The 26,277-nt window shown below is 61.9% G+C and carries 22 protein-coding genes; 14 read left to right on the forward strand and 8 right to left on the reverse strand.

The annotated features are described in order from the left end of the window. Positions 1-17: 17 nt before the first annotated feature. On the reverse strand, positions 18-1,301 hold the full coding sequence (locus tag A6U98_RS13605; protein WP_064650539.1) for a D-alanyl-D-alanine carboxypeptidase family protein: 1,284 nt from the start codon (positions 1,299-1,301) through the stop codon (positions 18-20). A gap of 251 nt (positions 1,302-1,552) precedes the next feature. Between A6U98_RS13605 and A6U98_RS13610 the strand changes: the two genes are divergently transcribed. Next, positions 1,553-2,590 carry a polysaccharide deacetylase family protein gene (locus tag A6U98_RS13610; RefSeq protein ID WP_064650541.1) on the forward strand — a complete coding sequence of 346 codons (1,038 nt, stop codon included), beginning with the start codon at positions 1,553-1,555 and terminating at the stop codon, positions 2,588-2,590. Positions 2,591-2,596: 6 nt separating this feature from the next. On the opposite strand, the gene pdxH is transcribed toward A6U98_RS13610, so the two are convergent. After that, positions 2,597-3,217 (reverse strand): pyridoxamine 5'-phosphate oxidase, encoded by a 621-nt coding sequence (pdxH, locus tag A6U98_RS13615; protein ID WP_064650543.1) that lies wholly within the window; start codon positions 3,215-3,217, stop codon positions 2,597-2,599. 65 nt (positions 3,218-3,282) lie between these two features. Here pdxH and A6U98_RS13620 point away from each other — a divergent pair, with 65 nt between their 5' ends. From A6U98_RS13620 to A6U98_RS13635, 4 genes are all read left to right on the forward strand, one after another. Continuing rightward, complete coding sequence (locus tag A6U98_RS13620) at positions 3,283-3,741, forward strand: RT0821/Lpp0805 family surface protein (protein WP_064650545.1); 459 nt, start codon at positions 3,283-3,285, stop codon at positions 3,739-3,741. A gap of 278 nt (positions 3,742-4,019) precedes the next feature. Further along, positions 4,020-5,237: a DnaJ C-terminal domain-containing protein gene (locus A6U98_RS13625; RefSeq protein WP_197496390.1), complete on the forward strand. Its 1,218-nt coding sequence runs from the start codon at positions 4,020-4,022 to the stop codon at positions 5,235-5,237. Positions 5,238-5,358: 121 nt separating this feature from the next. Then, on the forward strand, positions 5,359-6,177 hold the full coding sequence (gene fabI, locus A6U98_RS13630) for an enoyl-ACP reductase FabI (RefSeq protein ID WP_003545976.1): 819 nt from the start codon (positions 5,359-5,361) through the stop codon (positions 6,175-6,177). Between the two features lie 23 nt (positions 6,178-6,200). Then, on the forward strand, positions 6,201-6,791 hold the full coding sequence (locus A6U98_RS13635; protein WP_064650547.1) for a histidine phosphatase family protein: 591 nt from the start codon (positions 6,201-6,203) through the stop codon (positions 6,789-6,791). 285 nt (positions 6,792-7,076) lie between these two features. Here the strand turns inward: A6U98_RS13635 and A6U98_RS13640 are convergent, their stop codons facing one another. Continuing rightward, positions 7,077-7,337: a DUF1344 domain-containing protein gene (locus A6U98_RS13640; protein WP_003569889.1), complete on the reverse strand. Its 261-nt coding sequence runs from the start codon at positions 7,335-7,337 to the stop codon at positions 7,077-7,079. 244 nt (positions 7,338-7,581) lie between these two features. Here A6U98_RS13640 and A6U98_RS13645 point away from each other — a divergent pair, with 244 nt between their 5' ends. From A6U98_RS13645 to ribB, 3 genes are all read left to right on the forward strand, one after another. Beyond that, positions 7,582-10,761 carry an EAL domain-containing protein gene (locus A6U98_RS13645; protein WP_064650549.1) on the forward strand — a complete coding sequence of 1,060 codons (3,180 nt, stop codon included), beginning with the start codon at positions 7,582-7,584 and terminating at the stop codon, positions 10,759-10,761. A 233-nt stretch (positions 10,762-10,994) separates the two neighbouring features. Beyond that, complete coding sequence (gene aroC, locus A6U98_RS13650; protein WP_064650551.1) at positions 10,995-12,092, forward strand: chorismate synthase; 1,098 nt, start codon at positions 10,995-10,997, stop codon at positions 12,090-12,092. Positions 12,093-12,105: 13 nt separating this feature from the next. After that, positions 12,106-13,209, forward strand: a complete 1,104-nt coding sequence (gene ribB / locus A6U98_RS13655; protein WP_064650553.1) for a 3,4-dihydroxy-2-butanone-4-phosphate synthase — start codon at positions 12,106-12,108, stop codon at positions 13,207-13,209. Between the two features lie 174 nt (positions 13,210-13,383). On the opposite strand, the gene A6U98_RS13660 is transcribed toward ribB, so the two are convergent. Then, complete coding sequence (locus tag A6U98_RS13660; protein WP_064650555.1) at positions 13,384-14,574, reverse strand: winged helix-turn-helix domain-containing protein; 1,191 nt, start codon at positions 14,572-14,574, stop codon at positions 13,384-13,386. 347 nt (positions 14,575-14,921) lie between these two features. Here A6U98_RS13660 and A6U98_RS13665 point away from each other — a divergent pair, with 347 nt between their 5' ends. The 6 genes from A6U98_RS13665 (at position 14,922) to A6U98_RS13690 (ending at position 19,493) form a co-directional block, all read left to right on the forward strand. Continuing rightward, positions 14,922-15,596 carry an ABC transporter ATP-binding protein gene (locus A6U98_RS13665; RefSeq protein ID WP_064650557.1) on the forward strand — a complete coding sequence of 225 codons (675 nt, stop codon included), beginning with the start codon at positions 14,922-14,924 and terminating at the stop codon, positions 15,594-15,596. Then, positions 15,596-16,204: an energy-coupling factor transporter transmembrane protein EcfT gene (locus tag A6U98_RS13670; protein ID WP_064650559.1), complete on the forward strand. Its 609-nt coding sequence runs from the start codon at positions 15,596-15,598 to the stop codon at positions 16,202-16,204. The genes A6U98_RS13665 and A6U98_RS13670 overlap by 1 nt, the downstream gene beginning before the upstream one ends. A 24-nt stretch (positions 16,205-16,228) precedes the next feature. Continuing rightward, on the forward strand, positions 16,229-16,792 hold the full coding sequence (locus tag A6U98_RS13675; RefSeq protein WP_064650561.1) for a biotin transporter BioY: 564 nt from the start codon (positions 16,229-16,231) through the stop codon (positions 16,790-16,792). 149 nt (positions 16,793-16,941) lie between these two features. After that, positions 16,942-17,478: a DUF4334 domain-containing protein gene (locus tag A6U98_RS13680; protein WP_064650563.1), complete on the forward strand. Its 537-nt coding sequence runs from the start codon at positions 16,942-16,944 to the stop codon at positions 17,476-17,478. An 87-nt stretch (positions 17,479-17,565) separates the two neighbouring features. Continuing rightward, complete coding sequence (locus tag A6U98_RS13685) at positions 17,566-18,357, forward strand: alpha/beta hydrolase (protein ID WP_064650565.1); 792 nt, start codon at positions 17,566-17,568, stop codon at positions 18,355-18,357. After that, entirely contained in the window at positions 18,354-19,493 is a 1,140-nt protein-coding gene (locus A6U98_RS13690) for a PAS domain-containing sensor histidine kinase (RefSeq protein WP_064650567.1), read from the forward strand. Before A6U98_RS13685 ends, A6U98_RS13690 begins: the two co-directional genes overlap by 4 nt. 487 nt (positions 19,494-19,980) lie before the next feature. Here A6U98_RS13690 and metG read toward each other — a convergent pair whose 3' ends face one another. The 4 genes from metG to A6U98_RS13710 form a co-directional block, all read right to left on the reverse strand. Continuing rightward, positions 19,981-21,525, reverse strand: coding sequence for a methionine--tRNA ligase (gene metG, locus A6U98_RS13695; protein WP_064650569.1), 1,545 nt, complete (start codon positions 21,523-21,525; stop codon positions 19,981-19,983). Between the two features lie 272 nt (positions 21,526-21,797). Further along, positions 21,798-23,144 (reverse strand): SLC13 family permease, encoded by a 1,347-nt coding sequence (locus A6U98_RS13700; RefSeq protein ID WP_064650571.1) that lies wholly within the window; start codon positions 23,142-23,144, stop codon positions 21,798-21,800. Positions 23,145-23,320: 176 nt separating this feature from the next. Then, the gene (locus A6U98_RS13705; RefSeq protein ID WP_064650573.1) at positions 23,321-24,850 is read right to left on the reverse strand and encodes a malonyl-CoA synthase; all 1,530 of its coding nucleotides are present in this window, start codon (positions 24,848-24,850) and stop codon (positions 23,321-23,323) included. Next, entirely contained in the window at positions 24,847-26,271 is a 1,425-nt protein-coding gene (locus A6U98_RS13710) for a malonyl-CoA decarboxylase (protein WP_064650575.1), read from the reverse strand. The genes A6U98_RS13705 and A6U98_RS13710 overlap by 4 nt, the downstream gene beginning before the upstream one ends. Positions 26,272-26,277 lie beyond the last annotated feature (6 nt).

Raw genomic sequence — 26,277 nt, forward strand, 5'->3', positions numbered from 1 at the left:
CAGTGCCGGGGCTGCGATCAGCCGTGGTCCGGCAGCAGCATGCAGTCATAGGAGCGCTGCTTCAGCGCATCGCAGGCCGAGACGGCGGCATCCCTGCTGGCGAAACCGACGAAGCGGGCGCGATAGATCTTGTTGGCCCCCTGCCCGACCGCCTCGGTATAGGGCGAGGCGGACACGAGCGGTGCGCCGCCTTCCGACTTCGCCTGGGCGAGAAGTGCACGCGCCGCATCGGCACTTGGTGCGGCTGAAATCTGGATCTGCCAGTCGCCATTGGTCTTCGCTGCCGATGTCTTCGGCGTCTTGCCGGCGTTCAGGATCTCGTCCATCGCAACGGGACGATCCAGCGGGACGACGGCGTCATCGGCATAAGCAAGGCTCTTGGCTGCGAGATCGTCGACTTGCCGCGGTGCGTTGAATGGCACCGGGACATCAGAAGCCTCAGCGGCGGACGCGACTTCGACGGGCTCCTTGGCGCCGACGCTCGCCATCAGCTTTGCGCCGCCGGAAGACGAGGCGCGGCCGAGATAACGGTCGAGCAAGCCAGCCATCTTGGCGTCGCGGCTGCGGGCGGTGCGGCCGCCGAGCACGACGCCGACGACGCGGCGGTTGCCGTCTCTGACCGCGCTGACGAGATTGAAGCCTGACGCGTTGGTATAACCGGTCTTGATGCCGTCCATGCCCTGGTAGCGGTACATGAGATTGTTGTGGCCGCGCACCGTCCGGCCGCGGAAATTGAAACTGGCCGTCGAAAACAGCCGGTATTCGTTCGGATAATTCTTCATCAGCGCGATGGCGAGCGTCGACATGTCACGCGCCGTCGTGACCTGGCGGCCGTCCGGCAGACCGGAGGCATTGACGAAGACGGTGCGGCTCATGCCGAGCTGGCGGGCTTTGGCCGTCATTACCCGGGCAAAGCCGCTTTCCGAGCCGGCGAGCTTCTCGCCCATGGCGGAGGCGGCATCATTGGCGGATTTGACGATCATGCCATAGACCGCCTCGCGCACGGTGATCGTGCCGCCCGCCTTGACGCCAAGCTTGGTCGGCGGCCGGGAGGCAGCGTATTTCGACATTTGGATCGGGGTGTCCCAGGCGATCTTGCCGCGTTTCAACGCCTCGAAGGTGAGATAGAGCGTCATCATCTTCGTCAGCGAGGCCGGATGGTTCAGCGTATCGGCGTTTTCGGCGGCGAGAACCTTGCCGGTTCGGGCATCGAGGATCAGCGAAGCGTTGCCGGCAAGGGCCGCAAGCGGCGCCGAAACGGCAAGCGTTACGGTCAAAACAGCCGCCAAAAGCTTTCTCATGCACTTTCCCCTCATATGCTGGCCCTTCATGCGCAGGCCCTTCATGCATTGGCCCGCGATAGGATCGGCGTTTTGTCCCGTATTGTGACAGAAGCCGTAAGTTTGGCGCGACTTTGAGGCAACGCCTATCATTTTTCTAGTCTTTTCATCGTCTTGGTTAACAAGAAATCAAAGACCTGTGCTGAACCGGGATTCAGCAAGGCTTAAGTCGCACTTGCTAGTGTCCGGAAAAGGCAAGGGACGGGCGCCGCATGACGGGACAATTCAAGCGATTGGGCAAGCGACTGGCGATCGGCGCCGGGCTCGAGTTTTCCTGGCTGCTCGCCTCGGTCGGGCTGATGCGCGAAGCACGCGGGCGCGGCGTCGTCTTCACGCTGCATCATGTCCGCCCGCACGTGGCCGAGGCCTTCGAGCCGAATGCGCATCTCGAAATCACCCCGCGTTTTCTCGACGCGGCACTGCGGCGGCTGAGGCGGGAGGGTTATCGTTTTGTGCCGCTCGGCGAGGTGCCGGCGCTGCTGGCGGAGCCGGAAGGCGCAAAGCCCTTCGCGGCCTTCACGCTCGACGACGGATACCGCAACAATCTGGAGCATGCGCTGCCGGTGTTCGAGCGGCATCAAGCGCCGTTCACGGTATTCGCAGCCAAGGGTTTTGCCGAGGGCTCTCACAGCATCTGGTGGGAGACGCTGGCGATCCTCTTGCGCCGGGCGGCCGAACTCCACTTCGATTTCGGCCGCGGCATAGAACGGCTGGCGCTCGATAGCCCGCAGCAGCAATGGCATGCCTTCGACTGCTTTGCCGCCTATATCCACGGCTCCGACGAGGCGAGCGCCGTTGCCGCCATCGATCTGCTGGCGCGCGAAAACGGCATCGAGCCGACGGATATCGTCCGCGAGCTGGTAATGGGGCCGGGAGAATTGCAATGGCTGGCGGCACATCCGCTCGCAGCGCTCGGCGCCCATACGATCAGCCATCGGGCGCTCGCCCGGCTGCCGGAAGCCGAAGCCCGAATCGAAATGCAGGCTTCGGCGGATTACGTCGAAGCAGTGACCGGCATCCGTCCCGAGACGATCGCCTACCCCTATGGCACGCCGGCGGCTGCGACCGCCCGCGAGGCGCGCCTCGCTCGCAATCTCGGCTTCACCCTCGCCGTCACCACCCAGCCCGGGCTGCCGTCAGCGCAGCTGACCGGCTATCTCCCGCGCATTTCGCTTAACGGCTTCTACCAGAAGCGACGCTACGTCTCGGCGCTCGCCTCGGGCATACCGCTGAAGCTGATGGGCCGGTAGAGCCCGTTACGGATACATCCGCACCTTGTCCCATTCACCTTCCGGTGACGGCCGGCGGAATTCGACGCGGTCGTGCAGGCGGAATTTTTGGTCCTTCCAGAACTCGATCGAGGTCGGCCGGATGCGGAAGCCCGACCAGTGGGCGGGGCGCGGAATCTCGCCGATGGCATAACGCGCGGTATATTCGGCCACGGCCTTTTCCAGCGCGAAACGGCTTTCGAGCGGACGGGATTGTTTGGAGGCCCAGGCGCCGATGCGGCTGCCGCGCGCCCGCGTCTTGAAATAGTCGTCCGCTTCGGCATCGGTGACGATCTCGACGGGACCGCGCAGCCTTACCTGACGACGCAGGCTTTTCCAGTGAAAGCACATGGCGGCCTTTTTCTGGCCGAGAATTTCGCGGCCTTTCTGGCTCTCGAAATTGGTGTAAAAGACGAAACCGTCGTCGTCGAATCCCTTCAGGAGAACCATGCGGACATTGGGAAGACCATCCTCATCGACCGTTGCCAGCGCCACCGCATTGGGGTCATTGGGCTCGGAAACCTCGGCTTCTTTCAGCCATTCTGCAAAGAGCTTGAAGGGCTCGCCACTTTCGGTAAAGTCACCGCTTGTTAACTCGTTTGCCGACATATTGGTTCAAATGCCCCGGATTATTCAAAACTCGCCCAGCTTTTGATAACTGGACAGGATGCAGGGTGGAAGTCATAGCAAAGTCATCTCGCCATACAAAGGGCCTGCGGCGACGCAGCAGCGCGTTCTTCGTCATCGGCATCGCGATGTTGTCGCTGTCCGGCTGCGTCGGCGGCGGCATGGATTTCCTGAGTGAAGCCAAGGTCGACCGGTCGGTGGCAACCGGCACCGTGCCGCAGACGCCGCCGAGCACCGACACGCTTTCCGACGAAATGACCGTGCGCAATGCCGTGACCTCGGCCGACGTGCAAAGGCTCGAGGGCCAGCCGCTTCCCTGGGCGAACGCATCGACCGGCAGTGCCGGCGTCATCGATACGATCGTCGAGAACAATGAGTCCGGCCAGGTTTGCCGCCAGTTCCGCACGACCCGGCATTCCTATGTCGGCATTGCCAAATTCTACGGCAAGACCTGCCTCGTCGGCGGCGGCAACTGGCAGCTCTTAAGCTTCCAGCCCGAGAGCTGATCTTCCTAAGGTCGTTCAAAATATTACAGCGTGCCTTTGCGCGTTCGAAAAGACGCGGGGCGCGCGCGCCCTCAACAGGTTAACGCGTGAACGCTTTCTGCCGAATGCTTAGCAAAGAGCTAACCATTTACCGCGAAACACCCCACATCTCTTCACAGAAATAACAAGTGATTAGCAACTCCGCCGCAGGATCGGCGTTGAGAGTGGCTGTTCCTGCCTTTGCGGCGGGTGGCGCCACATACGTTTTATTGGACGGGGATGCCGGGCAAGGACGAGGCTTGCCGCATCGCAACACCGGCGGTTTTGACATGCGCGATCCTTATAAAATTCTGGGCGTCAAGCGCGACGCGGCAGTAGACGAGATCAAGGCGGCTTGGCGCAACATGGCCAAATCAGCCCATCCCGATCACAATCAGGACGACCCGACGGCGACGGCCCGGTTCGCCGAGATCGGCCGCGCCTATGAAACGCTGAAGGATCCGCGCAAACGCAGCCTGTTCGACAATGCCCTGCGGATGGCCGAAGCCAAGAAGCACGAGCAGACGATCATGCAGCAGCGCCAGGCCGCCCGCGAGGCGGCCGTGCGCGCAAAGGCGGCGCAGGCCAATGCCGAGCGCGTGATGGAAGAGCTGGCGCGCGCCGCCCAGAAGGCCGCCGCCGACGGCTCCAGGCAACAGGCAGGTTCCGCTGAGGCCGCCGACGAGATGGTGGATCGCATTTTTGGCGCTCAGGCCCGCGCGGCCGGCGGCGGCCAGGCGCAGGGTCGCGCCCAGCAGACGCAATATCAGCAGGCCCAAAATCAGCAGACACAAAACGCCCAGGGCGATACCGGCAAGCGCATGGATGGCGATGCCGCCGAGGCCGAGGTCAAGGGCGATGAGGAGTCGGGCGAAGCTGCGCAGAATGCCGCCGCCAACCTGTCGCTGCCGCTCAGCATCCTGACAAATCTGGTGCGCCGTTTCACCGGCGCCAAGGATACCGGCCTCGATAAAGCACCGGATGAGGTGACGACGGCGACGGTCACGATCGACGACGTGTTGAAGAGCGGCTGGATCACCGCGTCGCTGCCGGAGGGCCGCGAAATCGGCTTCGCATTGCCGCCAGGCACGACCGACGGTCACGAGATCAGGCTCAAGGGACAGGGCTTCAAGCTGCCTGGCATGCAGCGCGGCGACGCCGTCATCAATATTCGCATCGCACCCGATCCGCGTTTTTCGGTCGATGGTTTCGATCTGCACGCCGTGCTGCCGCTCAGCATCGAAAATGCCGTGCTCGGCACCGAGGCGCGTATCGAAGGACCGAGCGGGCCGCTGAGCGTGACGATCCCCGCATGGTCCGGCTCGGACAAGACGATTAGAGTTCCCGGCCAGGGATTGCCCCGCGAAGAGGGCGGCAGAGGCGATCTGGTCGTCGAATTGCGCATTATCTTGTGGGAAAAACCCGACGATAAAATCACCGATCTCATGCGGAGCATGCGCGAAGGCCTGTTCCTATGAAATTTTTATGACATTCGCACCCTTTATTACGATCCCTAACAGTTGATGATCCCGGCCAAGCTTGAACCGATTAACGGCCTATGCCATAGGCAGGATCGATCAGAATCCTAGGGAGCGAAATATGGCTCAAGCATCCGGCCTCATGGCAGGCAAACGCGGCGTCATCATGGGTGTCGCCAACAATCGTTCGATTGCGTGGGGTATTGCCAAGGCCATTCATGCGCAGGGCGGAGAAGTTGCGTTCACCTATCAGGGCGATGCGCTGAAGAAGCGCGTCGAGCCGCTCGCCGCCGAAATCGGCGCGACGCTCGTCGGCCATTGTGACGTCGCCGATGAAGCCACCATCGATGAGGTTTTCGGGAACGTCGAAAAGCTGTGGGGCAAGATCGATTTCCTCGTGCATGCGATCGGCTTTTCCGACAAGGACGAGCTGACCGGCCGCTACGTTGACACCTCGGCCGACAACTTCGCCAAGACGATGCAGATCTCCGTCTATTCCTTCACCTCGGTCGCACGCCGCGCCGAGAAGCTGATGACGGATGGCGGCGCCATGCTGACGCTGACCTATTACGGCGCCGAAAAGGTGATGCCGAACTATAACGTCATGGGTGTCGCCAAGGCCGCGCTCGAAGCGAGCGTCAAGTATCTCGCCGTCGACCTCGGGCCGCAGAATATCCGCGTCAACGCGGTTTCGGCCGGACCGATCAAGACGCTTGCCGCCTCCGGCATCGGCGATTTCCGCTACATTCTGAAGTGGAACGAATATAACGCGCCGCTGCGCCGCACCGTCACCATCGAGGAGGTCGGCGATGTCGGCCTCTATCTCCTGTCGGACCTGTCGCGCTCCGTCACCGGCGAAGTGCACCATGCCGACAGCGGCTATCATGTGATCGGCATGAAGGCGGTCGACGCACCCGACATTTCCGTCGTCAAGGACTGAGTTCTCCATAGGGATGTGAGACCGTGCTTATCTACGTGATCAGACACGGCCAGACCGCCTGGAATGCGGAGCGGCGTCTGCAGGGTCAGAAGGATATCCCGATGAATGCCACGGGCCTGGAACAGGCCCGGCAGAACGGTATCGCGCTTGCGGAGATTCTCGGCGACACGGTCGACGAATTCGATTTCGTCGCAAGCCCGCTCGGGCGCACGCGCGCGACCATGGAAATCATGCGCAGCGCCATGGGCCTGCCGCCGCTTGCCTATCGCACCGATCCGAGGCTGGTGGAAATTTCCTTCGGCGACTGGGAGGGCTCGACGATCAAGGAGCTTAAGGCGACGCAGCGCGAGCGGGTGGCGGAACGCAACGCCTCGAAATGGGATTTCATCCCGCCCGGCGATGATGCGGAAAGCTATGAAATTCTCTCCTGGCGCACCGGCTCTTGGCTGAACTCCGTCGATCGTCCGACGGTCTGCGTCACCCATGGCGGCGTCATCCGCACGCTTTTCCAGACCATCGCCGACCTGCCGAAAAGCAGCGCTGCGGAAGGCGCGATCCCGCAGGACCGGATTATCAGGATCGAAACCACTGAGCGGACGATCGCCTGGCTGTAGGCATTGCAGGGCGATAGGTCGGATTGGGACACGAGCGAGTTGTCGGCCAATGAGATTGCCGACACCAGCCCCTCATCCGCCTGCCGGCACCTCTCCCCGTAAACGGGGCGAAGGGACATGTCGCAACCTCTCCGTTCCCCGCCAACCTCTCGCAGGGCACGTCCCCTCGCCCCGTTTTTACGGGGGTCCGAAGGACGGGTCGAGACGAGTGGCTCGACCCCGGTAGGTTAGGGTGAGGGGCAGCCATCGGCGCGTACGTCACCCGATCATTCTCTAGAGAACTGCCTACTTAACGATGTCGAGATCGTTGATGACGCGCTTGCCGTCGACCTCGGTATAGAAGACGATCACCTTCACGCCGGCTTCGAGGCCGTCGAAATTGAATTCCTCGGGCGCCTGATAGGTCTTGCCGTCGTCGAGCGTCAGCACGAGGTTGGCCGTGTCGACCTTTTTGATCGTCGCCTCGACATCGGCGCTCTCGGCAAATCCGCTCATCGGTGACAGGAAGCTGGCTGTTGCCAAAAGCGTGGCGACGACGAAACGCATGGCGACAATCCTTTTAAGACGCTGCACGAAAACATGACTGGCCACAGATAAGCTCCTGAATATGGCGAAAATTGCCCGTAAGAATGGCTTTTCCCGCCCAATTGATGAATAGGATTTTAAATATAATCAAGATGGTGCGTTAATCCGCGATTTTTCCCTTCCCGCGAGCTCTCGGCATCGCCGGCGGGCAATCGTAAATTAACCCGCGCGCCCTACAGTTGCTCGTCAACATGGGGGTTTCATTTTGTTATCCAGGCTGAGCGACAGCAAGCAGTTGCGGCGCGTGTTGAAGAATAGCCGCGTCTCGTTTCTGGTTTCGTCGCTTGTCGCCCTCGTCGTCATCATGGTCGGCTTCGGGCTCGACCAGGCCAATACTGGGTCTCATGTGCGTGAACTTCATATCCGCACCGAAAACGAGACGAACCTCATCCGCGCCCGCGTTATGGCCGAGATCAATATGGACCTCAGCGTCGTGCGCGACCTGACGAACCTGATCTCCGTCAGCGCGGCAAACGGGGAGGAGATGGAGCGCCAGATCAACTGGCTGCTGATCCAGAACCCGTCTTTCATTCATATCGCCGTCGCGCCTGATTTCATCGTCCGTGACATTTACCCGCCGCAGTCCGGCAATGAGCGGATCGGCCGCGACGTGCGCGAAGCTCTCTTCTTTCGCAAGGCGATGACCAGCGCGACCGGCGACCAGTCGGCGCGCTTCTACGGCCCGATCAGCACCGACGGCCGGGACGCCTTTGCCATCTTCTTCCCGGTTTACGTCAAGGAGAATGGCCAGCGGCGGATCTGGGGGGCGGTCGAAGTCGCCATTGACCAGACGATGTTCTACCAGGCGACCGGGCTGATGCCGGCACGCGACCGGGAAAATCAGGAGCGCTATCCGCATCTCGGCCATCTTTCGATCGCCATTCGCGATATCGGCTTGCCGGCCGCCGCCAAAGCTCCTCCCCCCGCACCGTTCTTCGGGTCCTCCGATATCGACGGCAAGGATCCGATGCGCCAGAAGATCGGTTTTGCCGGCGGCAAGTGGGAGCTTTCCGCTGTCCCGAACAGCGGCTGGAACGCGATACCCGAAAACCGCACCGAGCTGCGCCTGATCATCGTTGCCGCCGGCTTCATCATCATCGTGCCGATCTTCTTCGCGACCCTGCTGCTCGGCGAGCGCAATCGCAACATCACCGCGCTGGAGACGCGCGAGGCAAAATTGCTGGAACTGTCGCAGCGGCTCAACCTGGCGCTGGAATCCTCCAATATCGGCATCTGGGAGCTGGAGGATCATTCGAGCAGCCTGCTCTGGGACGCGCGCGCTGCAGCCCTGCACGGCAAACCGGCGGCAGAAGGAAGCCGGGCGCTCGACGAATGGCTGGCGGCGATCCTGCCCGAGGATCGCGAGACCGCCGAAGTGCATTTCTTCAGCTGCAGCATTGCGGGTGCCGCCTGCACGGCGCAGTACCGGATCCTGCTTGGCGACGGCGGCATCCGCCACCTGCGCTCGGTCGGCGCCTTCTATACGGATGCCGGCGGCGTCAGCAAGACGATCGGCATCGTCTGGGACGTGACTGCCGATGCGGAGATTACCGACACGCTGCGCAAAGCCAAGGATACGAGCGAGGTCAAGAATGCCGAGCTGGAGCTGGCGCTTGAAGAGCTGTCAAGCCGCGAGGGGCAGCTCGCCGAGCTTTCCAGCCGGCTCGACCTGGCGCTCAATTCCTATCAGTGCGGCATATGGGAGGCTCGGCCGGGCCTCGGCGGCTCGATCTGGAACGAGCGGATGCACGAGCTCTATGGGCTTGCGCCGCGCAACGGCTTCATGACCGAGGAGACCTGGCTAAGCCGCATCCACCCCGAAGACAGGAGCCTGGCGCTCGAGAGCGCGCGTCACTTCAAGCGCAACGGCGATACGCACACCCTCGTCTGCCGGGTGATCGTCGACGACGGCTCGGTGCGCTATGTGCGCTCGGTCGGCAAGGTCCACCAGACGGGGACCGGCGAGATGAAGATCATGGGCATCGCCTTCGACGCCACGGAAGACGTGCTGATGACGATCCGGCTGAAAGCGGCCAAGGACGAGGCAGTCGCCAAGAATATCGAGCTCGAGCTTGTCAAGAACAGGATCGAGCACAATTCGCTGCACGACCCGCTGACCGCGCTCGCCAACCGCCGCAAGCTCGACATCGCGCTCGAAGATCTCACCCAGGATGGTCGTCAGCAGCGGCAGAAATTCTCGATCCTGCACATCGATCTCGACCGCTTCAAGGACATCAACGACACGCTCGGCCATGCTGCCGGCGATGCGATGCTGGTGCACGCCTCGAAGGTGCTCGCCAAGAATGTCCGCGGCAGCGACATCGTCGCGCGCATCGGCGGCGACGAATTCGTCATCCTCGCCCTCGACGTCGGCGACAAGGAGATGGCGCAGCTTTCGACGCGGATCATCGAGGAGATGCGCCAGCCGATCGATTTCCAGGGCTTTTCCTGCCGCTGCGGCGTGTCGATCGGCATTGCGCTCGCCAACGGCATCCATGTCGATGCGCGCAAGGTGCTGATCAATGCCGACATCGCGCTCTATCGCGCCAAGAGCATGGGCCGCAACCGCTTCGAATTCTTCAATCACAATCTCCAGGCCGATATCATCAACACCAAGCGCACCGCCGACGAGATCCTCGCCGGCATCGACAATTGCGAATTCACCGCCTGGTATCAGCCGCAATTCTGCGCCCGGACGATGGAGCTGACCGGCGTCGAGGCGCTGGTGCGCTGGAAGCATCCGTCCAAGGGGTTGCTGACGCCCGACAAGTTCCTGCGTATCGCCGACGAGATCAACGTCGTGCAGATGCTCGACCGGATCGTCCTCGAAACGGCGCTGCGCGACAAGATGCGCTGGACGGCGCGCGGCATTGCCGTGCCCAAGGTCTCGGTCAACGTTTCGGCCCGGCGGCTGCATGACGGCAGCCTGTTGGAATCGCTCGCCGACCTGCATATCCGTCCGGGCGAGATCTCCTTCGAACTGGTGGAATCGATCTTCCTCGACGAGAGCGAGGACGTCGTCTCGCAGAATCTCGAGCGCATCAAGGCGCTCGGCATCGACATCGAGATCGACGATTTCGGCACCGGCCATACCTCGATCGTCAGCCTGTTGAAGCTGAAGCCGAAGCGCCTGAAGATCGATCGCCAGCTGGTGCAGCCGATTGTCAATGCCTCGCAGGAGCGGGCGCTGGTCAGCTCGATCATCGAAATCGCCCGTTCGCTCGGCGTCGAGACGGTGGCCGAAGGGGTGGAGACGGCGGCCCATGCCGCACTGCTGCGCGATCTCGGCTGCGATATCCTGCAGGGCTACGCCTTCTCGCGGCCGCTCTCCTTCGACGATTTCACCAACGAAGCCACAGGAACGGGGTGGCGGCTGGCGTCCTGATCGCCGCCTGCCGATCGGCCGCGCCCTGACCCCTCCCCGCCTGCGCAGAGAGAATGGCGGCAAGATGTGCCGCCCATCCGTGGCAACGAACGGAAACAGCGTTTCCTGGGCTGCCGGTTTGGCGCAAAGAAAGGCTTTTGCCTTGGCGGCTTTTTGGCCTATGAGTGTCGCGCCTTTTCAAGCAATGGCGTGGCCGGCAGCGATCGGCTTTGGCGCGCCACCGGTCGGAACACATGTCGCACAATACATTCGGTCACCTCTTCCGCGTAACCACCTGGGGCGAAAGCCATGGTCCGGCGCTCGGCTGCGTCGTCGACGGCTGTCCTCCGGGGCTCAGCTTCAAGCTCGAGGACCTGCAGGTCTGGCTCGACAAGCGCAAGCCGGGACAATCCCGCTTCGTCACGCAGCGGCGCGAGGACGATCTGGTGAAGGTACTATCAGGCGTCATGCTGGACGCCGACGGCGAGACGATGACGACCACCGGCACGCCGATCTCCATGCTGATCGAAAACACCGACCAGCGCTCCAAGGATTATGGTGAGATCGCCAAGCAATACCGCCCCGGCCATGCCGATTATACCTATGACCTCAAATACGGCATTCGCGACTATCGCGGCGGCGGCCGCTCCTCGGCGCGTGAGACCGCCGCGCGGGTTGCCGCCGGCGGCATCGCCCGCCTGGTCGTGCCAGGTGTTGCCGTGCGCGGCGCGCTGGTGCAGATCGGCAAACACAAGATCAACCGCCGCAACTGGGATTGGGACCAGGTCGATCAGAACCCGTTCTTCTCGCCCGATGCCGCAATCGTGCCGGTCTGGGAGGAATATCTCGACAGCATCCGCAAGAACGGCTCCTCGATCGGCGCCGTCATCGAGGTGATCGCCGAAGGTGTGCCGGCCGGCCTCGGCGCGCCGATCTATGCCAAGCTCGACCAGGACATCGCCTCGCTGCTGATGTCGATCAACGCCGTCAAGGGCGTCGAAATCGGCAATGGTTTTGCCGCCGCCGAAACGTCAGGCGAAGACAATGCCGACGAGATGCGCATGGGCAATGACGGCACGCCGATCTTCCTTTCCAACAATGCCGGCGGTATTCTCGGCGGCATCTCGACCGGGCAGCCGGTGGTGGCGCGTTTCGCCGTCAAGCCGACCTCGTCGATCCTGACCGAACGCCAGTCGATCGATGCGGAGGGCAAGAATGTCGATATCCGCACCAAGGGCCGACACGACCCCTGCGTCGGCATCCGCGCCGTGCCGATCGGCGAGGCGATGGTCGCCTGCGCCGTCGCCGACCATTACCTTCGCGACCGCGGCCAGACCGGCCGTCTGAAATAGGAGCGCTCGCCCCATGTCTTATGACCAGAAGCGCGTCGTCGACGCCATCCGGGCCTTCGAGGCCGGCGAGATCGTCGTCGTGATGGACGACAATGACCGGGAGAATGAGGGCGACCTGATCGTCGCCGCCGTGCATTGCACGCCGGAGAAGATGGCCTTCATCGTGCGCCACACCTCCGGCATCGTCTGCGCGCCGATGCCGAAGGAGGAGGCCAAGCGCCTCAACCTCAACGCCATGGTGGCGGAAAACGATTCGGCCCATACGACGGCCTTCACCGTCTCGGTCGATTTCAAGCACGGCACATCGACCGGTATCTCGGCCGACGACCGGACGCTGACGGTGCGCAACCTTGCCAATCCGAATGTCGGCGCTTCCGATTTCGTCCGTCCCGGCCACATCTTCCCGCTGGTTTCCCGCGAAGGCGGGGTGCTGATGCGCTCCGGCCATACGGAAGCCGCCGTCGACCTCTGCAAGCTTGCCGGCCTGCCGCTGATCGGCGTCATCTCTGAGCTCGTCAACGATGACGGTACCGTCACGCGCGGACCGCAGGTGGTCGACTTTGCCGGACAGCACGGGCTGAAGCTCGTCTCCGTCGCCGACCTCATCGCCTATCGCCAGCGCAAGGAAACGCTGATCGAACTCGGCGCCAGCTTCGACATCGAGACGCCGTTCGGCAAGGCGAAGGCCCATACCTATTCCCTGCCCTGGGACCCGATGCAGCATCTCGCCGTCGTCTTCGGCGACATCCGGGACGGCGTCGACATCCCGGTGCGTCTGCATCCAGAGAATGTCGCCGAGGATCTCTTCGGCAAGAACAGCCCGGTCGATTTCTACATGCAGAAGATCGCCGAACAAGGCCGCGGCGTCATCGTCTATCTGCGCGAAGGCTCGGTCGGCGTCGGCCATCACGATAACGGCCGCAAGGCCCGCAACCAGGGCCGCGAAGCCCATGCCGAAGCCCAGACGCGCGACAGCGAATGGCTGGAAATCGGCCTCGGCGCGCAGATCCTCAGGGATCTCGGCGTCAGCTCGATCAAGCTGCTCACCAGCCGCGAGCGCCACTATGTCGGCCTCGAAGGTTTCGGCATCAAGATCAGCACGACCGAGATCTGCTGAAGGAGCTTTCCCCCCTTCTCCCCAGCGGGGAGAAGATGTCCGAAGGACAGATGAGGGGGTGAGCGACGTTTAGGAGCGAGTGCACTGAGCGCAAGCGAAGGGCAATATTGAGCGGCGTGCCATGAGGCCCCCTCATCCGGCTGCCGCCACCTTCTCCCCGCTGGGGAGAAGGGATTACCCTCTCCACCCCTCCAAAAGCACGACCTTCTCCACACCCGCAAAACGCGCAACCCGATCAAGCTCCGCTTCCAGCCTCTCCAGCCGCCCGGCTGACGGCTTGACGCCCGGCTCCAGCCAGAGCCGCTTGACATCGAGCGTCGACTTCTTCCGATCCGCCTTCATGTCGATGCGGCCGATCAGCCGGTCGCCTTCAAGCAGCGGGAAGACGTAATAGCCATATTCGCGCTTCGGCTCGGGCACGAAAATCTCGATGCGGTAGAAGAAGCCGAACAGGCGTTCGGTACGGTTGCGGTCGCGGATCATCGGGTCGAAGGGGCTGAGCACGCGGATGCGCGGCGGCGCGCCGGGGTAGTTGTCGAGCGTCGAGAGGAAATAGGCAAACGCCCAAGATGGGCGCGCCTTGCCGCCAAGCGCCGGTTCGATCAACACTTCGATCAGTTCGTCGCGATGGGTTGATACCCAGGCCTTGGCCTCTTCGGGCGAGACCAGGTTCCAGAAGGCTGATATCTCGCCATGGGTGGCGAAGCCGAGCCGGGTGAGCGCGCTGCGGCAAGCCCAGTCGACGAATTCCTCGCGGCTCACCTCCGGCTCGCGGAATTCGGCCGGGATGACGCGTTCCGCCAGGTCGTAGATCTTCTGGAAATTCGAGCGGCCGGCGATGGCGAACTTGCCGGTGTGCCAGAAATATTCGAGCGCCGTCTTGTTCGGATGCCAGTTCCACCAGCCGCCGGAAACGTGGCCATCGGCCTTGATATCGCGTGAGAGGATCGCGCCGTCGCGCTCAACGCGCTCATAGGTCTCCGCGAACGCCGCCTCGAAGCCCTCGCCGCGCCATTTGCGCCAGCGCTCGACGATCACCTTTTCCTGATGGCGGAACTTGTGCTTCCAATAGACGAAGAAGGCGCTCGGCAGGATGGAGGCGTCGTGCGTCCAGTGCTCGAACAGCGCGCCGTCCTTTTCGAGCAGCGCGGTCAGATGCTCGCGCCTGTAGGTCTGATTGCGGGAAAACAGGATCTGATGATGCGCCCGCTCCACCGTCTGGATGCTGTCCACCTGGACGAAACCCAGTTCATGGATGAGCTGCAACAAGCCGGCCTTGGTCAAGGCGCGGTTCGGCGGGGCGCTGAGGCCCTGCTTGGCAAGGAAGACACGGCGGGCGTCGGAATTGGAAAGCAGATTCGTCATGGCCCCATCATAATCCGGAAAATCTTCCTAGCCACCCGATATCGACAGCGAGATTTGCGCTTTCATCATCACGGGTTCCCCGTATAGAAGCACTGCTATCAGGTTGGCGCCAATGGCTGGCCCCTCACCCTAACCCTCTCCCCGCTCGCGGGGAGAGGGGACGTGCCCTGCGAGAGGTTGGTGGGGAACGGAGAGGTCGCGGCATATCCCCTTCGCCCCGTTTACGGGGAGAAGGTGGCGGCAGCCGGATGAGGGGCAGGTTTCGGCGATCTCCTAGGCCGCGGTGTCGAAGATGACATTGAACCTCCTGCTCGTGTCTCGAAGACCGCAGGATGCGAGGGTTTGGTTTGGATATTCGTTTCGAAGGCGCCGGGGTCAGTTTCGGGGCGCGGGTGGCGCTGCAGCCGCTGACGCTTGGCATCAGTGGAAAACGTATCGGCGTCATCGGGCTGAACGGCTCGGGCAAGACGACTTTCGCGCGGCTGATCAATGGATTGACCAAACCGTCGGTCGGCCGCGTCACCGTCAATGGCCGCGACACGAGCGATGAGAAGGCTGCTGTGGCCGATGTCGGCTTCATCTTCCAGTCACCGCAGAACCAGATCATCCTGCCGATCGTCAAAGACGACATCGCCTTCGGGCTGAAACGGCGCGGCTTCACCAAGGCGGAGATCGAGGCGAAGGTCGAGGGCGTGCTGGCCCGCTTCGGTGCCGAGGCGCTGGCCGATCGGCGCGCGCATGAGCTTTCCGGCGGCGAGCTGCAGGTGGCCGCTCTCTGCTCGGTGCTGGCGACGGGGCCGGGCATTCTCATCCTCGATGAACCGACCAACCAGCTAGACCTCAAGAACCGGGCGCTGGTCGAAGGGATTATCGCCGGGCTGCCGGAAAGCGCCATCATCATCACACATGATCTGGAGCTGATCGCCGGTTTCGAGCGGGTGCTGCTGTTTCATGAAGGGCGGCTTGCCGCGGATGCGCCGGCTGCCGAAGCGATCGCCCGCTACAAGGAGATCGCCGCCTGATGCAATCGCTCTATGTCGAAGGCAACAGCGTCATGCACCGGCTTTCGCCGCGGCTAAAGCTGTTGTCGCTGACGGTCTTCGGCGTCCTCCTGTTCATCAGCGACAACCTCATCCTGCTCTCGATCGCCGTGCTGCTGACGGCGGCTCTCTATAGCATGGTCGGCCTGCCGCTTGCCGATGCCCTCAGGCGGCTGCGACCGATCTTCCTGACGATCGCGGTCGTCGCACTCTTCAACCTCATCTTCAATCCCTGGCAGGAGGCGCTCGTGCCGCTGCTGCGGCTGACGGCGTTGATGCTGCTTGCCGCCACCGTGACGGCGACGACCTCGATCACCGAGTTCATCGACGAGGTGACGGCGCTTGCCCGCCCGCTCGAACGCACCGGCTGGGTGCAGGCCGACGATATCGGCCTGGCGCTGGGGCTGGTGCTGCGCTTCGTGCCGGAGATCGTCGGCCGTTATCAGGCGATCCGCGAGGCGCATAAGGCACGCGGGCTGAAGGTCCGGCCGACAACGCTGCTTGCGCCGCTGATCATCCTGACGCTCAAGGACGCGGATAATATCGCCGCGGCGATTGACGCGCGCGGCATTCGGCGGCATGTGAGTTAACGATTGATAAACACGGAATTCATGATGAGCACTCGCGATCTCGTTCTTACCGCCCTCTTTGCCGCGATCATCGTGGCGCTCGGCCTGCTGCCGCCGATCTCGCTCGGCTTCATTCCGGTGCCGATCACCGCCCAATCCCTCGGCGTCATGATGGCCGGCGTCGTGCTCGGCGCCCGGCGCGGCGCAATTGCCGTGCTGATCGTGCTGGTGCTGGTGGCAATCGGCCTGCCGGTGCTTTCCGGCGGCCGCGGCGGGCTTGCGATCTTCGCGTCGCCAACGGCCGGCTTCCTGATCGGCTGGATCTTTGCCGCCTTCGTCACCGGCTATCTCAGCGAGCGGCTGGTCAACGAACAGCAATCCGGACTGGTGCAGACGGTGAGCTTCTTCCTTACCGCCATGGCCGGCGGCATCGTCGTGCTCTACGCTTTCGGCATCGCCTATCTCGCAATCGTCGCCGGCCTCGGCTTCCAGAAAGCCTTCGTCGGCTCGATGGCCTTCATTCCGGGTGACGTTATCAAGGCCTTCGTCGCAGCCCTGCTCGGCCGCGCCGTCATGGTCGGCTATCCCCTGCTGCCGTCGCGCGCCTGACGCATAGACCGGTCTTGTCCGGTGAATACCCCAACGGCCCTTCGGGGCCGTTGGGCTTAAAGACATAGAACCTATGCGAAAGCCTTCACCAGGCGTTCCGCCGGTCCGCATGAACGGAAACTTCCAAACTTTCTTTTCATTTTTCCGCAATGAACATCCCCGAAGGAGAAATCATGCGAGGCGACCAGCAGGAGGAGATGGCTGCCTGGTTCCGCTCGCTGGATCCTGTCCAGCCGAAGGACTTGGTCGGCCTCTGGAGCGGCGCCGGTATTCCGTCGGATCATCCACTGGACGGCGTGCTCGAGAATCTCAACTGGTTTGGCAAGCGCTTCCATGCCGACATGAGGGCGGACGCCCTGCTCTTCACGTGGAGACCGGGCCGACTCGTGGCGCTCGAGCCAAGCTTCTTACCCATCAGGCTGGCGATCAAGATAGCACCCTTTGGCCGCACGTTCGTCGCCCGCAGCTGGTTCTCCTACCTGCAGAAGCTGCTTCGAGCGAGAGGCACGACCGCTTCGTTACGGCTTCAGGCCTTCGACGGCATTGAAACGGCTGCGATGATCTACGACAAACAGCCGATCGTCGACTACTTCCGGAGGATTGACGATGACGAGATTGCCGGAATGATGTGCGTTCGCGACGACCCTCGGCGATTCTTCTTCAAGCTCCATAGAGTAACGGACTGAGGTATGAAGCAAAGGGCTGGCGCCTGGATAATCTTTCCTCAATCCAAAACAGGCTGAGCGTGCTATGAAAGCAGGGAAGAGGACGAGATGACCGTCATCGATCGAAATCATGTTCAAATCCGGGGCGATGGCCAGCGTGCGATGATCTTTTCGCATGGATTCGGGTGCGATCAGAATATGTGGCGTTTCGTGGCTCCGGCCTTCGAAGGCGACTTCAAGACAGTGCTGTTCGATCATGTTGGCGCAGGACGATCCGATCTCACCGCTTATGATGCGGGAAAGTATTCTTCATTGTCTGGTTATGCGGATGACCTCGTGGAAATTTGCCGCGCGCTTGGCCTGACGCAAACGGTCTTCGTCGGGCACTCCGTCAGCGCGATGATTGGCGTCATCGCGTCGCTTAAGGCACCCGAACTGTTTGAAAGCCTGGTCCTTGTCGGGCCGTCGCCGCGCTATATCAACGACGGCGATTATATCGGCGGCTTCAGCGCGGCTGAGATAGACGAACTCCTGACATCGTTGGATGACAATCACTTGGGGTGGTCTGCCGCCATGGCGCCCGCCATCATGGGCAATCCGGATCGACCGGAACTTAGCGAAGAGCTGACAAATAGTTTCTGCCGTACCGATCCAGAGATCGCCAAGGCATTCGCACGGGTGACATTCACCTCAGACAATCGCCGCGACCTTCCGCAGGTCACCGCCAGAACGCTGATCCTTCAATGCCGCGATGATATCATCGCCTCCGAAGAGGTCGGTGAATTCGTCCATCAGCAGGTCCCGAATAGTCAATTGGTCGTGCTGAATGCGAGTGGCCACTGTCCTAACCTCAGCGCTCCCGACGAGGTCATCTCTGCAATCCGGCGGTTCGTCCGATGAGCGGTCCCGACACGCAGATCTCCATGCCGGCGGAAGACCTTGAGGATTTGTACGAGAACGCGCCATGCGGCTATCTTTCGCTGCAGCCGGACGGACGCATCGTCAAGGTGAACAAAACGCTGTCGACCTGGATCGGCATGCCTGCCGAGCAACTGCATGGCAAACGACTTCACGACCTGCTCAACACCTCGGGCCGTATATTCTATGAAACCCATTTTGCGCCTCTGCTGCGCATGCAAGGGTTTTTCAACGAGGTTGCCCTCGATCTTGTGGCGGCGGACGGCAGACGGTTGCCTGTGCTCGCCAATGCCATGGAAAGACGTGCAGAAGACGGTGCCCTGCTTTTCACCCGGGTGACGATGTTCCAGGCTGCCGAGCGTCGCCGTTATGAACGGGAGCTGGTCGAAGCGCGCGCGGCGGCGGACACGGCCGGCGCCATCGTCAAATCCCAGCTCGACTTCGAACAGCAAACCGCCGAGTTGCGGGAGCAGTTCATCGCCATCCTTGGCCATGACCTGCGCAACCCGCTTGCCTCGATTACCGCTGCGGGGCGTATGTTGCGAAAGGAAGAGCAGACCGATCGCTCGATCAAAGTTCTCGATTTGATGCAGGGCAGCGTCGTTCGCATGTCTGGCCTGATCGACAACGTGCTCGACTTCGCGCGTGCAAGATTGGGTGGCGGCATCGTGCTCGACAGGCGAGCGGAGCAGCTCGAGCCGATCCTGCGGCAGGTCATCGAAGAACTCCGCTATAGTCACCTCGACCGCGCAATTGAGGTGCGCATCGAATTGGACGGCCCTATAAGTTGCGACAGCAGCCGGATTGGCCAGCTGGTGTCTAATCTCTTGGGAAATGCCCTCACCCATGGGACGCCGGACGAACCGGTGCGGCTATCGGCGGCAACCGTCGACGGAAAACTGGAGCTTTGGATCGCCAATGGCGGCGCTCCTATTTCCAGCGATGCGATGACACGGCTTTTCCAGCCTTTCTTCAAAGGCGAAGCCGGCACAAGTCAAAGAGGATTGGGGCTGGGTCTGCATATCGCTTCGGAAATCGCCCGCGCCCATGGTGGGACGATCACGGTCAGTTCCGATGACAAGGAGACACGTTTCACCTTTGTGATGCCCTTGGATTGAACCGACCTGCACAGCTGCGCCGGCATGGCCAAACGTTCCAGTCGATTGTCGGCCCGGCCCAAAATCCGGGCAACAAAAAACCGCCTTGAGGCGGTCGGGCATTCTATCGATTTCAGTTTTATTTAGTCTCCTCCTCCACCATCTCCGCCACCGCCGTCACAGTCGCCTGAGGCGTCGAACCAGCCTCCACCTCCATCGCCGGAGCTTCCTGAACTGCCCGACCTGCGCTTGGTGTTTGCGGTGGTCCGGGCGGTGCGCCCTCCTGCTGTCCCGGTGATCAGGGCAAACAGGCCAAAGCCTGCGATGAGCATGGTAGTCATAAGAAATATACTCAATCAGTCTCCTTCGTTTGTTTCAGGAAATCTTGTTTCCTGACTAAAATAGTAGATTATTTTCCCGCTCCCGGAAATAGCCTGAATATGAAACTTTCATGACATTCTGGGGCACGTCAAAACTCTGCGCTGCCTCAGTTGCAGCGCAGAGAATTTCAAGCCGCCGCTCTTTGCGGAAAGAGGACGGCTTGCGGAGCGGCTTTGACCCCGCCCACGATCAAGGGGTCCCGATAGAGGCGAGGCGACGCTATTCCCAGCCTCGAATGCAGCTTTGCGGCCGAGCTGGGCAGGAACGGCAGGAGGGAGCGGGCAATGATCGCAAGGCCGTGGACCTGCTCGGCCAGGGAGGCGCCGAGGCGCGCAGTGGTCGTCTTTCGATCCTCCGGCGAGAGATCGCCAAGCAGGGCTTTTGCATCCGCCCACGGCGCGCGTTGTGTAAACCGTCTGTTCGCCTCGCCGATAAACTCGAAGATATCCGCGAGGCCGACATGGAGTTCGTAGGCATCGAAGGCTTCAGCCACCTTCCCCGGAAGGCGGGCAGCCTCGTCTACGAACGCGCTGTCCGGCACGGGCGGAACGATTCCGTCGAATGACGTGGACAGAAGCGCCAGCACCCGGTTGGCGAGATTTCCGAGCTGCCCGGCGAGCTCTCCCGACCAGGCGGCTTCCAGACGCTCATCTGAGAAATCGCCATCGTCACCCGAGCGTATATGCCGGAGCAGGTAATATCGCAGCGCGTCGGGCGTTTCGTAGGATTGGATGATGCGTTCTGGATCGATGCCGTTGCCGGCCGACTTGCCGATCTTCCGGCCGTCCACCGTGACGTAGCCGTGCACCAGGATCGACGAAGGTGGCGGCAGGCCTGCGGATAGCAGGATGGCCGGCCAGTAGATGGCGTGGAATTTGGAGATGCCCTTGCCGACGACGTGGATGCGTTGGCCGCCGTTCCAATAGCGCTGCAAGAGGGATTCATCGGACCCGTGGCCGAGACCTGTGAGATAGTTCGCCAGCGCATCGAACCAGACATAGACGACCTCATCCCCATCGGGGACGGGCACGCCCCAGCCGCGCGCCCGCTCAGAACTGCGCGACACGCTGATGTCGGTCAGGCCACGCCGCAGCTGGGCAAGTATTTCGTTGCGCCGATGGGCGGGAACGATCCGAAGCTCCCCGGTCTCGACAAGCTCAAGCAGCCGATCGCCATATCGCGAGAGACGGAAGAACCAGTTCTCCTCCCGGATGCTCTCAAGGGCGATGCCATGTTCCGGGCAGCGCCCGTCATCGAGTTCCGACGGCTCGTAGAATTGCTCGCAGCCGACGCAATAGAGGCCCTCATAGGCCTTGCGATAGAGGTCGCCATTTTCAGCGCAGGCCCTCCACAAGGCGTGGACGCAGGCAATATGCCTCGGATCGCGCGACGTGCGGACGAATTCCTCGTTGGAGATATCGAGCAGGCCGCCAAGGTGCTCGAACCTGTCTGCATTCGCATTGACGAAGTCCTTGACCGGCACTCCCGCGGCTTCCGCCGACCGGACATTCTTCAGGCTGTTGTCGTCGGTTCCGCACTGGAACCTGACGTCGTGGCCGAGAAGGCGAAAATGGCGGGCATAGGCATCGGCCTGGACGAGCTCGAGGGCAAAGCCCACGTGCGGCGCGGCATTCACATAGGGGATCGAGGTGGTGATGTAGATCTTGTTCATCGGTGTTTCCTTTCGAAGGCTGTTTGCCCCGCGAGACGGATCGACCCATGAAAAGACCGCCTCGAGGGCGGTCGCTGGTGCATTCTGGACGCACGAAACCCGCCACGCTATGAGCGCGGCATCATCATCACGAAAGTGCTGATCACGGTGTTGTCCATGCAACTTTCCTAGCATCAAGGGCGGTTTCGGACAAGCGCGTTCGTCGATCCGGATGCGTTGGCCGCCGCGGGCATGACCTGCGGCGGAAAGCGATGGTTCCTGGCAGCCCGCCGTCACACCAGCCCGGGCACGACGAACACCAACCAGGCGACGATCGGGCCGATGATCGCGATGAGGGCACTGTAGATCAGCAACTGTCGCAGCACCTGCTCACGGCTGTCATCGGGTGCATTGGCGACGACAAGGGCGCCATTGGTGGAGAATGGGCTGGTATCGACGATCGTCGTCGAGATCGCGATCGCCGCGACCACACCGATGGCGCTGACATGTCCTTGCAGGAGGAACGGAACGGCGAGCGGGATGATCGCGCCGAGCAGAGCGGTCGAGGATGCAAAGGCCGAGACGATGGCGCCGGTAAAGCACAGCAGGAGCGCCACCAGCAACGGCATGCCGAGACTGGATATGCCGTTCGCCACGTAGTTGACCGTGCCGGCTTTCTCCATAACGCCGACATAGGTGATGATGCCTGATATCAGCAGCACGGTCGACCAGCTGACCTTGTCGATTGCTGCCTTCTGGGTCTTCGGTGACAGCAGCGCCAAGGCGACAGCCACGGTCATGGCGACGAGGCCAACGTTGAACTTGAAAACCAGGGCGCCGATGCCGAGCGCCGTCAGCCCGATCAGGGTGGTAATTCTCTCATTGTTCAGGCGCAATGTCGTCGCGGTATCAGCCGCCGTACCATAGGCATGCTCCCTGATCGGTTTTGCAGGCGTGCCGCCGTGACCTCTGATCGACTCCGATACGCCCTCGGGATGGAGTTCGGGCAAGGGGCCAAATGATGTGGGATCTTGCTTCATCACCCTTGCGCCGCCGAAAATGAAGAAGACCAGCACCGCGATCGCCAGGTTGAAGAAGAAGCTGGAGAGAAACAGCGAGGTCGGCGCGAAAGGCAGGCCGGCCTTCGCAACGATCTGGTTGGTGATACCGCCATAGATGCTGATCGGCGAAAAGCCGCCTGCCTGCGCGCCATGGATCACCATCAGGCCCATCATGACAGGGTGAATGCGGTACTGCACGGCAAAGCTCAACGCGACGGGTGCGAGAATGGCGACCGCGGCAGGCCCAAGTGCACCGAAACCGGTAATGATGGCGGCGACCAGGAACATCACCCAGGGAATCAGCCCGATCCGCCCGCGCACCAGGCGGACGGCGCATTCGACGAGCCAGTCGATCGTGCCGTTGATCTGCGCGATGGCGAAGAGGTAGGTGACGGCGACGAGCGTCAGAAACAGATCACTCGGAAAGCCGGCGAAAATGTCGGTGGTTTTCATCCCGATGATCATCGAGCCGAGCACGAAGGCGCCGGCAAAGGCAAGCGCACCCATGTTGATCGGCTGGATCGTCGCAATGATGAACATGGCGACCAACAGGCCTATGGCCAGTAATTCAATACCCATGATTCCCCTCCCTCCGACGCCTCCAGCGCCGTAGTTGTTGTGTTCAAGATTGATGCGGGATGTCGACGCACCCTCCTCCCAGAGGGCGCGGCCGCCTTCGAGCGGTTCAGCTTTTCATGGAAACGCGGAACCGCTCTAAGTTTTTGTTTTTACGCAATTCCTTACGGAAAACCGCTTCACACTTTTCCTGGAATTGCTCTAGTGTAAAGATCGGCGTATTGCTGCCGCAGGATGTTTTTCTGAACCTTGCCCATCGTGTTGCGCGGCAGGTCCTCGGCGAAGATGATGCGCTTGGGTTGTTTGTAGCGGGCGAGACGTTGCTGGAGGGCGCTGACGATGGTCTTTTCATCGAGGACAGCGCCGGGCTTGCACACGACGATTGCCGTTACGCCTTCTCCGAAATCGGGATGCGGCACACCGATCACAGCGCTTTCGACCACACCCTCGATCTGGTCGATCTCGCCTTCGACCTCTTTCGGATAGATGTTGTATCCACCCGAAATCACCAGATCCTTGCCGCGGCCGACGATGTGGACATAGCCTTCCCGGTCGATCTTGCCGAGATCGCCGCTGATGAAGAATCCGTCTGCGGTGAACTCGGCCGCCGTCTTTTCCGGCATGCGCCAATAGCCCTTGAAGACGTTCGGCCCTTTGATCTCGATCATCCCCGTTTCTTCAGGCGGCAGTTCGAGCCCGCTGGCGGGGTCGGTGACGCGCACCGTCACATCAGGCAGCGGGAAGCCGACGGTTCCGGCAATCCGTTTCCCCTCATAGGGGTTGGAGGTGTTCATATTGGTTTCCGTCATGCCGTAGCGCTCGAGAATGGCGTGACCGGTACGGGCGTGGAACTCGGTATGGGTTTCGGCGAGCAGGGGAGCCGAACCGGAAATGAAGAGGCGGATGCTGGCAACCGCCCCTCTGTCGAGGCGCGGGCTTTGCAGCAGGCGCACATAGAAGGTCGGCACGCCCATCAGCATGGTTGCCTGCGGCATCAGTGAAACGACCTCGTCGGCGTCGAATTTCGACAGCAGGAACATCGAGGCGCCGGAAAGCAGCGTGACGTTCGTGGCGACGAATAGCCCATGCGTGTGGAAGATCGGCAAGGCATGGATCAGCCGATCACCTGATGTGACGCGCCAATAATCTCGCAAGGTCAGGGCGTTGGAGAGCAGGTTTCCATGCGTGAGCATCGCCCCCTTGGAGCGTCCGGTCGTTCCCGACGTGTAGAGGATCGCCGCCAGATCATCGGCGGAACGCGAGGCATCGACAAAGTCGGCCGGCTCATCGCGTGCGAGATCCAGCAACGAGCCGCTGCCGTCGGTGTCGAGCGTTTCGACGATCGCGCCGTGGGGCTTGGCGATTGTCTCCACGCCGCCACGAGCCGCCGGCGCAACCACCACCAAACGCGGCTCCGCATCGCCGATAAAGTAATCGAGCTCAGCCAACGTATAGGCGGTGTTGAGCGGCAGATAGACGGCGCCGCTTCGAAGACAGGCGAGATAGAGGATCAACGCCTCGGCACTTTTCTCGACCTGCGCCGCCACCCGGTCGCCGGGGCGAATGCCGAGCGCGTCCATCGCGCTGGCAATGCGGCCGGAAAGAGCGAAGGCGTCATCATAGGTCCATGTGCGGGTGTCATCGATCCGGATGAACGGTGCGTCACCGGGCGCGGCAGCCCGCATGGCGTCGAAAAGATGGTTGCTCACTTTCGCCCTCCTCCAAGCGTTGAGTTCATGATGTTTGCGAATGGCCGGGAGCCTTGCTGGCCATTGCCGCCGCTGCGGCCTTCGTCGTTCTGGCTGAGCAAGCTTTTGACAGCAGGCGAGGCAATCACTTCGCCGCGCTGCGCCAGAGCCTCATGGTTGGCCACGATGTCATCTAGCTTGTAGAGGTAGTTGACCATCAGGCCGTGTGCCTGCTGCATCGCCTTGGTCGAGCGGTCGCCAAGAAAATTCAGTCTTTCCAGTCGAGCGCCGTTGCCGAGATGGAAGCGGGCGACAGGATCGACGGGGCGGCCCTCCGGCGTCCGTTCGGTCAGGAAATAGCGCGCCGCAAGAGGCAGCAGCACGCGCTCCACTTCCGTCGCCGCCTTCTCGTTGTCAGGCCAGTTCGGATCGTCCAGCAGCATCAGCGTTTCGCGGGCCGCTTCCGGCAGCAACCGGTCGGTGGTCGAGGTACGCGCCCTGGCAAGCCAGCGAGCAAAGCCTGGAACGGGCGACAGCGTGACGAAATTCTTCAGGCCGGGCAGGTCTCTGCGCAGGTCTTCCACGACCTGCTTGATCAGGAAGTTGCCGAACGAAATGCCGCGCAAGCCATCCTGGCAGTTGGAGATCGAATAGAAGACAGCCGTCGTCGCCTCGTCGGCATTGATCTGCGCCCTCCCCTCGACGAGCACATCTCCGATCGCGCTGGGCACGGATCGTGTCAGGGCCACCTCGACGAACACCAGCGGCTCGTCGGCCAATCGGGGGTGGAAGAAGGCGAAGCATCGACGGTCGGCCGGCGCCAACCGGCTGCGCAACTCCTCCCAGCCGGCGATCTCGTGCACGGCCTCGTATTTGATGATCTTTTCAAGGATGTAGGCCGGCGTCGACCAGTCGATGGGGCGCAGCGTCAGAAAGCCGCGATTGAACCAGGAGCCGAACAGATGCGTGAAGTCGGCGTCGAGCGCGTGATATCCTGCGGATTGGTCTTTGGAAGCCAGCAGTTGCTCACGCATCCGGACGAGCTTGGCAGTGCCGTTCGGCGCGTGGTTCAATCGGCGCAGAAGCTCCTGTCGCCGCGGCTCGGCTGCCTGGTGGAGAGCAATGATCGCGGCAGAGCTTTTGTCAGCCCGGTAATTTTCAATCGCCTGGTCGAGCTTGGTCGTGTCGGGCCCGAACTTTTCACGAAGCATAAGGAGGAATGCCTGGGCGCCCTCCCTCTCAAGTGCGCCCCATCGATCGAGGATCTCGGCAGCAAGCGCCATGCCCGAGGCTTCGCCCCGGCTCGATAGCAGCATTTCACAGAGCGTCTGGAGATCGGCCTTGGCCGCGACCTGCGTGGCGCGCGAGCCGGAAAACAGAAGCTGGCGTCCGCGATCCGTGATGCTCTGCAGCATGTCGGTGAAGAAGGAAGCCTCAGACATGCCATT

Origin of the sequence: Rhizobium sp. WYCCWR10014, assembly GCF_001657485.1 — a bacterium.
Classification (GTDB): Bacteria; Pseudomonadota; Alphaproteobacteria; order Rhizobiales; family Rhizobiaceae; genus Rhizobium.

Excerpts from the sequence above, each read along its gene's own strand:
- fabI (WP_003545976.1), top strand. The coding sequence starts at position 5,359 with ATGGCTCAAGCATCCGGCCTCATGGCAGGCAAACGCGGCGTCATCATG.
- A6U98_RS13605 (WP_064650539.1), bottom strand. The coding sequence starts at position 1,301 with ATGAGAAAGCTTTTGGCGGCTGTTTTGACCGTAACGCTTGCCGTTTCG.
- ribB (WP_064650553.1), top strand. The coding sequence starts at position 12,106 with ATGTCTTATGACCAGAAGCGCGTCGTCGACGCCATCCGGGCCTTCGAG.
- pdxH (WP_064650543.1), bottom strand. The coding sequence starts at position 3,217 with ATGTCGGCAAACGAGTTAACAAGCGGTGACTTTACCGAAAGTGGCGAG.
- A6U98_RS13710 (WP_064650575.1), bottom strand. The coding sequence starts at position 26,271 with ATGTCTGAGGCTTCCTTCTTCACCGACATGCTGCAGAGCATCACGGAT.
- metG (WP_064650569.1), bottom strand. The coding sequence starts at position 21,525 with ATGAACAAGATCTACATCACCACCTCGATCCCCTATGTGAATGCCGCG.
- A6U98_RS13690 (WP_064650567.1), top strand. The coding sequence starts at position 18,354 with ATGAGCGGTCCCGACACGCAGATCTCCATGCCGGCGGAAGACCTTGAG.
- A6U98_RS13675 (WP_064650561.1), top strand. The coding sequence starts at position 16,229 with ATGAGCACTCGCGATCTCGTTCTTACCGCCCTCTTTGCCGCGATCATC.
- A6U98_RS13610 (WP_064650541.1), top strand. The coding sequence starts at position 1,553 with ATGACGGGACAATTCAAGCGATTGGGCAAGCGACTGGCGATCGGCGCC.
- A6U98_RS13660 (WP_064650555.1), bottom strand. The coding sequence starts at position 14,574 with ATGACGAATCTGCTTTCCAATTCCGACGCCCGCCGTGTCTTCCTTGCC.
- A6U98_RS13680 (WP_064650563.1), top strand. The coding sequence starts at position 16,942 with ATGAACATCCCCGAAGGAGAAATCATGCGAGGCGACCAGCAGGAGGAG.
- A6U98_RS13700 (WP_064650571.1), bottom strand. The coding sequence starts at position 23,144 with ATGGGTATTGAATTACTGGCCATAGGCCTGTTGGTCGCCATGTTCATC.
- A6U98_RS13670 (WP_064650559.1), top strand. The coding sequence starts at position 15,596 with ATGCAATCGCTCTATGTCGAAGGCAACAGCGTCATGCACCGGCTTTCG.
- A6U98_RS13640 (WP_003569889.1), bottom strand. The coding sequence starts at position 7,337 with ATGCGTTTCGTCGTCGCCACGCTTTTGGCAACAGCCAGCTTCCTGTCA.
- A6U98_RS13685 (WP_064650565.1), top strand. The coding sequence starts at position 17,566 with ATGACCGTCATCGATCGAAATCATGTTCAAATCCGGGGCGATGGCCAG.
- aroC (WP_064650551.1), top strand. The coding sequence starts at position 10,995 with ATGTCGCACAATACATTCGGTCACCTCTTCCGCGTAACCACCTGGGGC.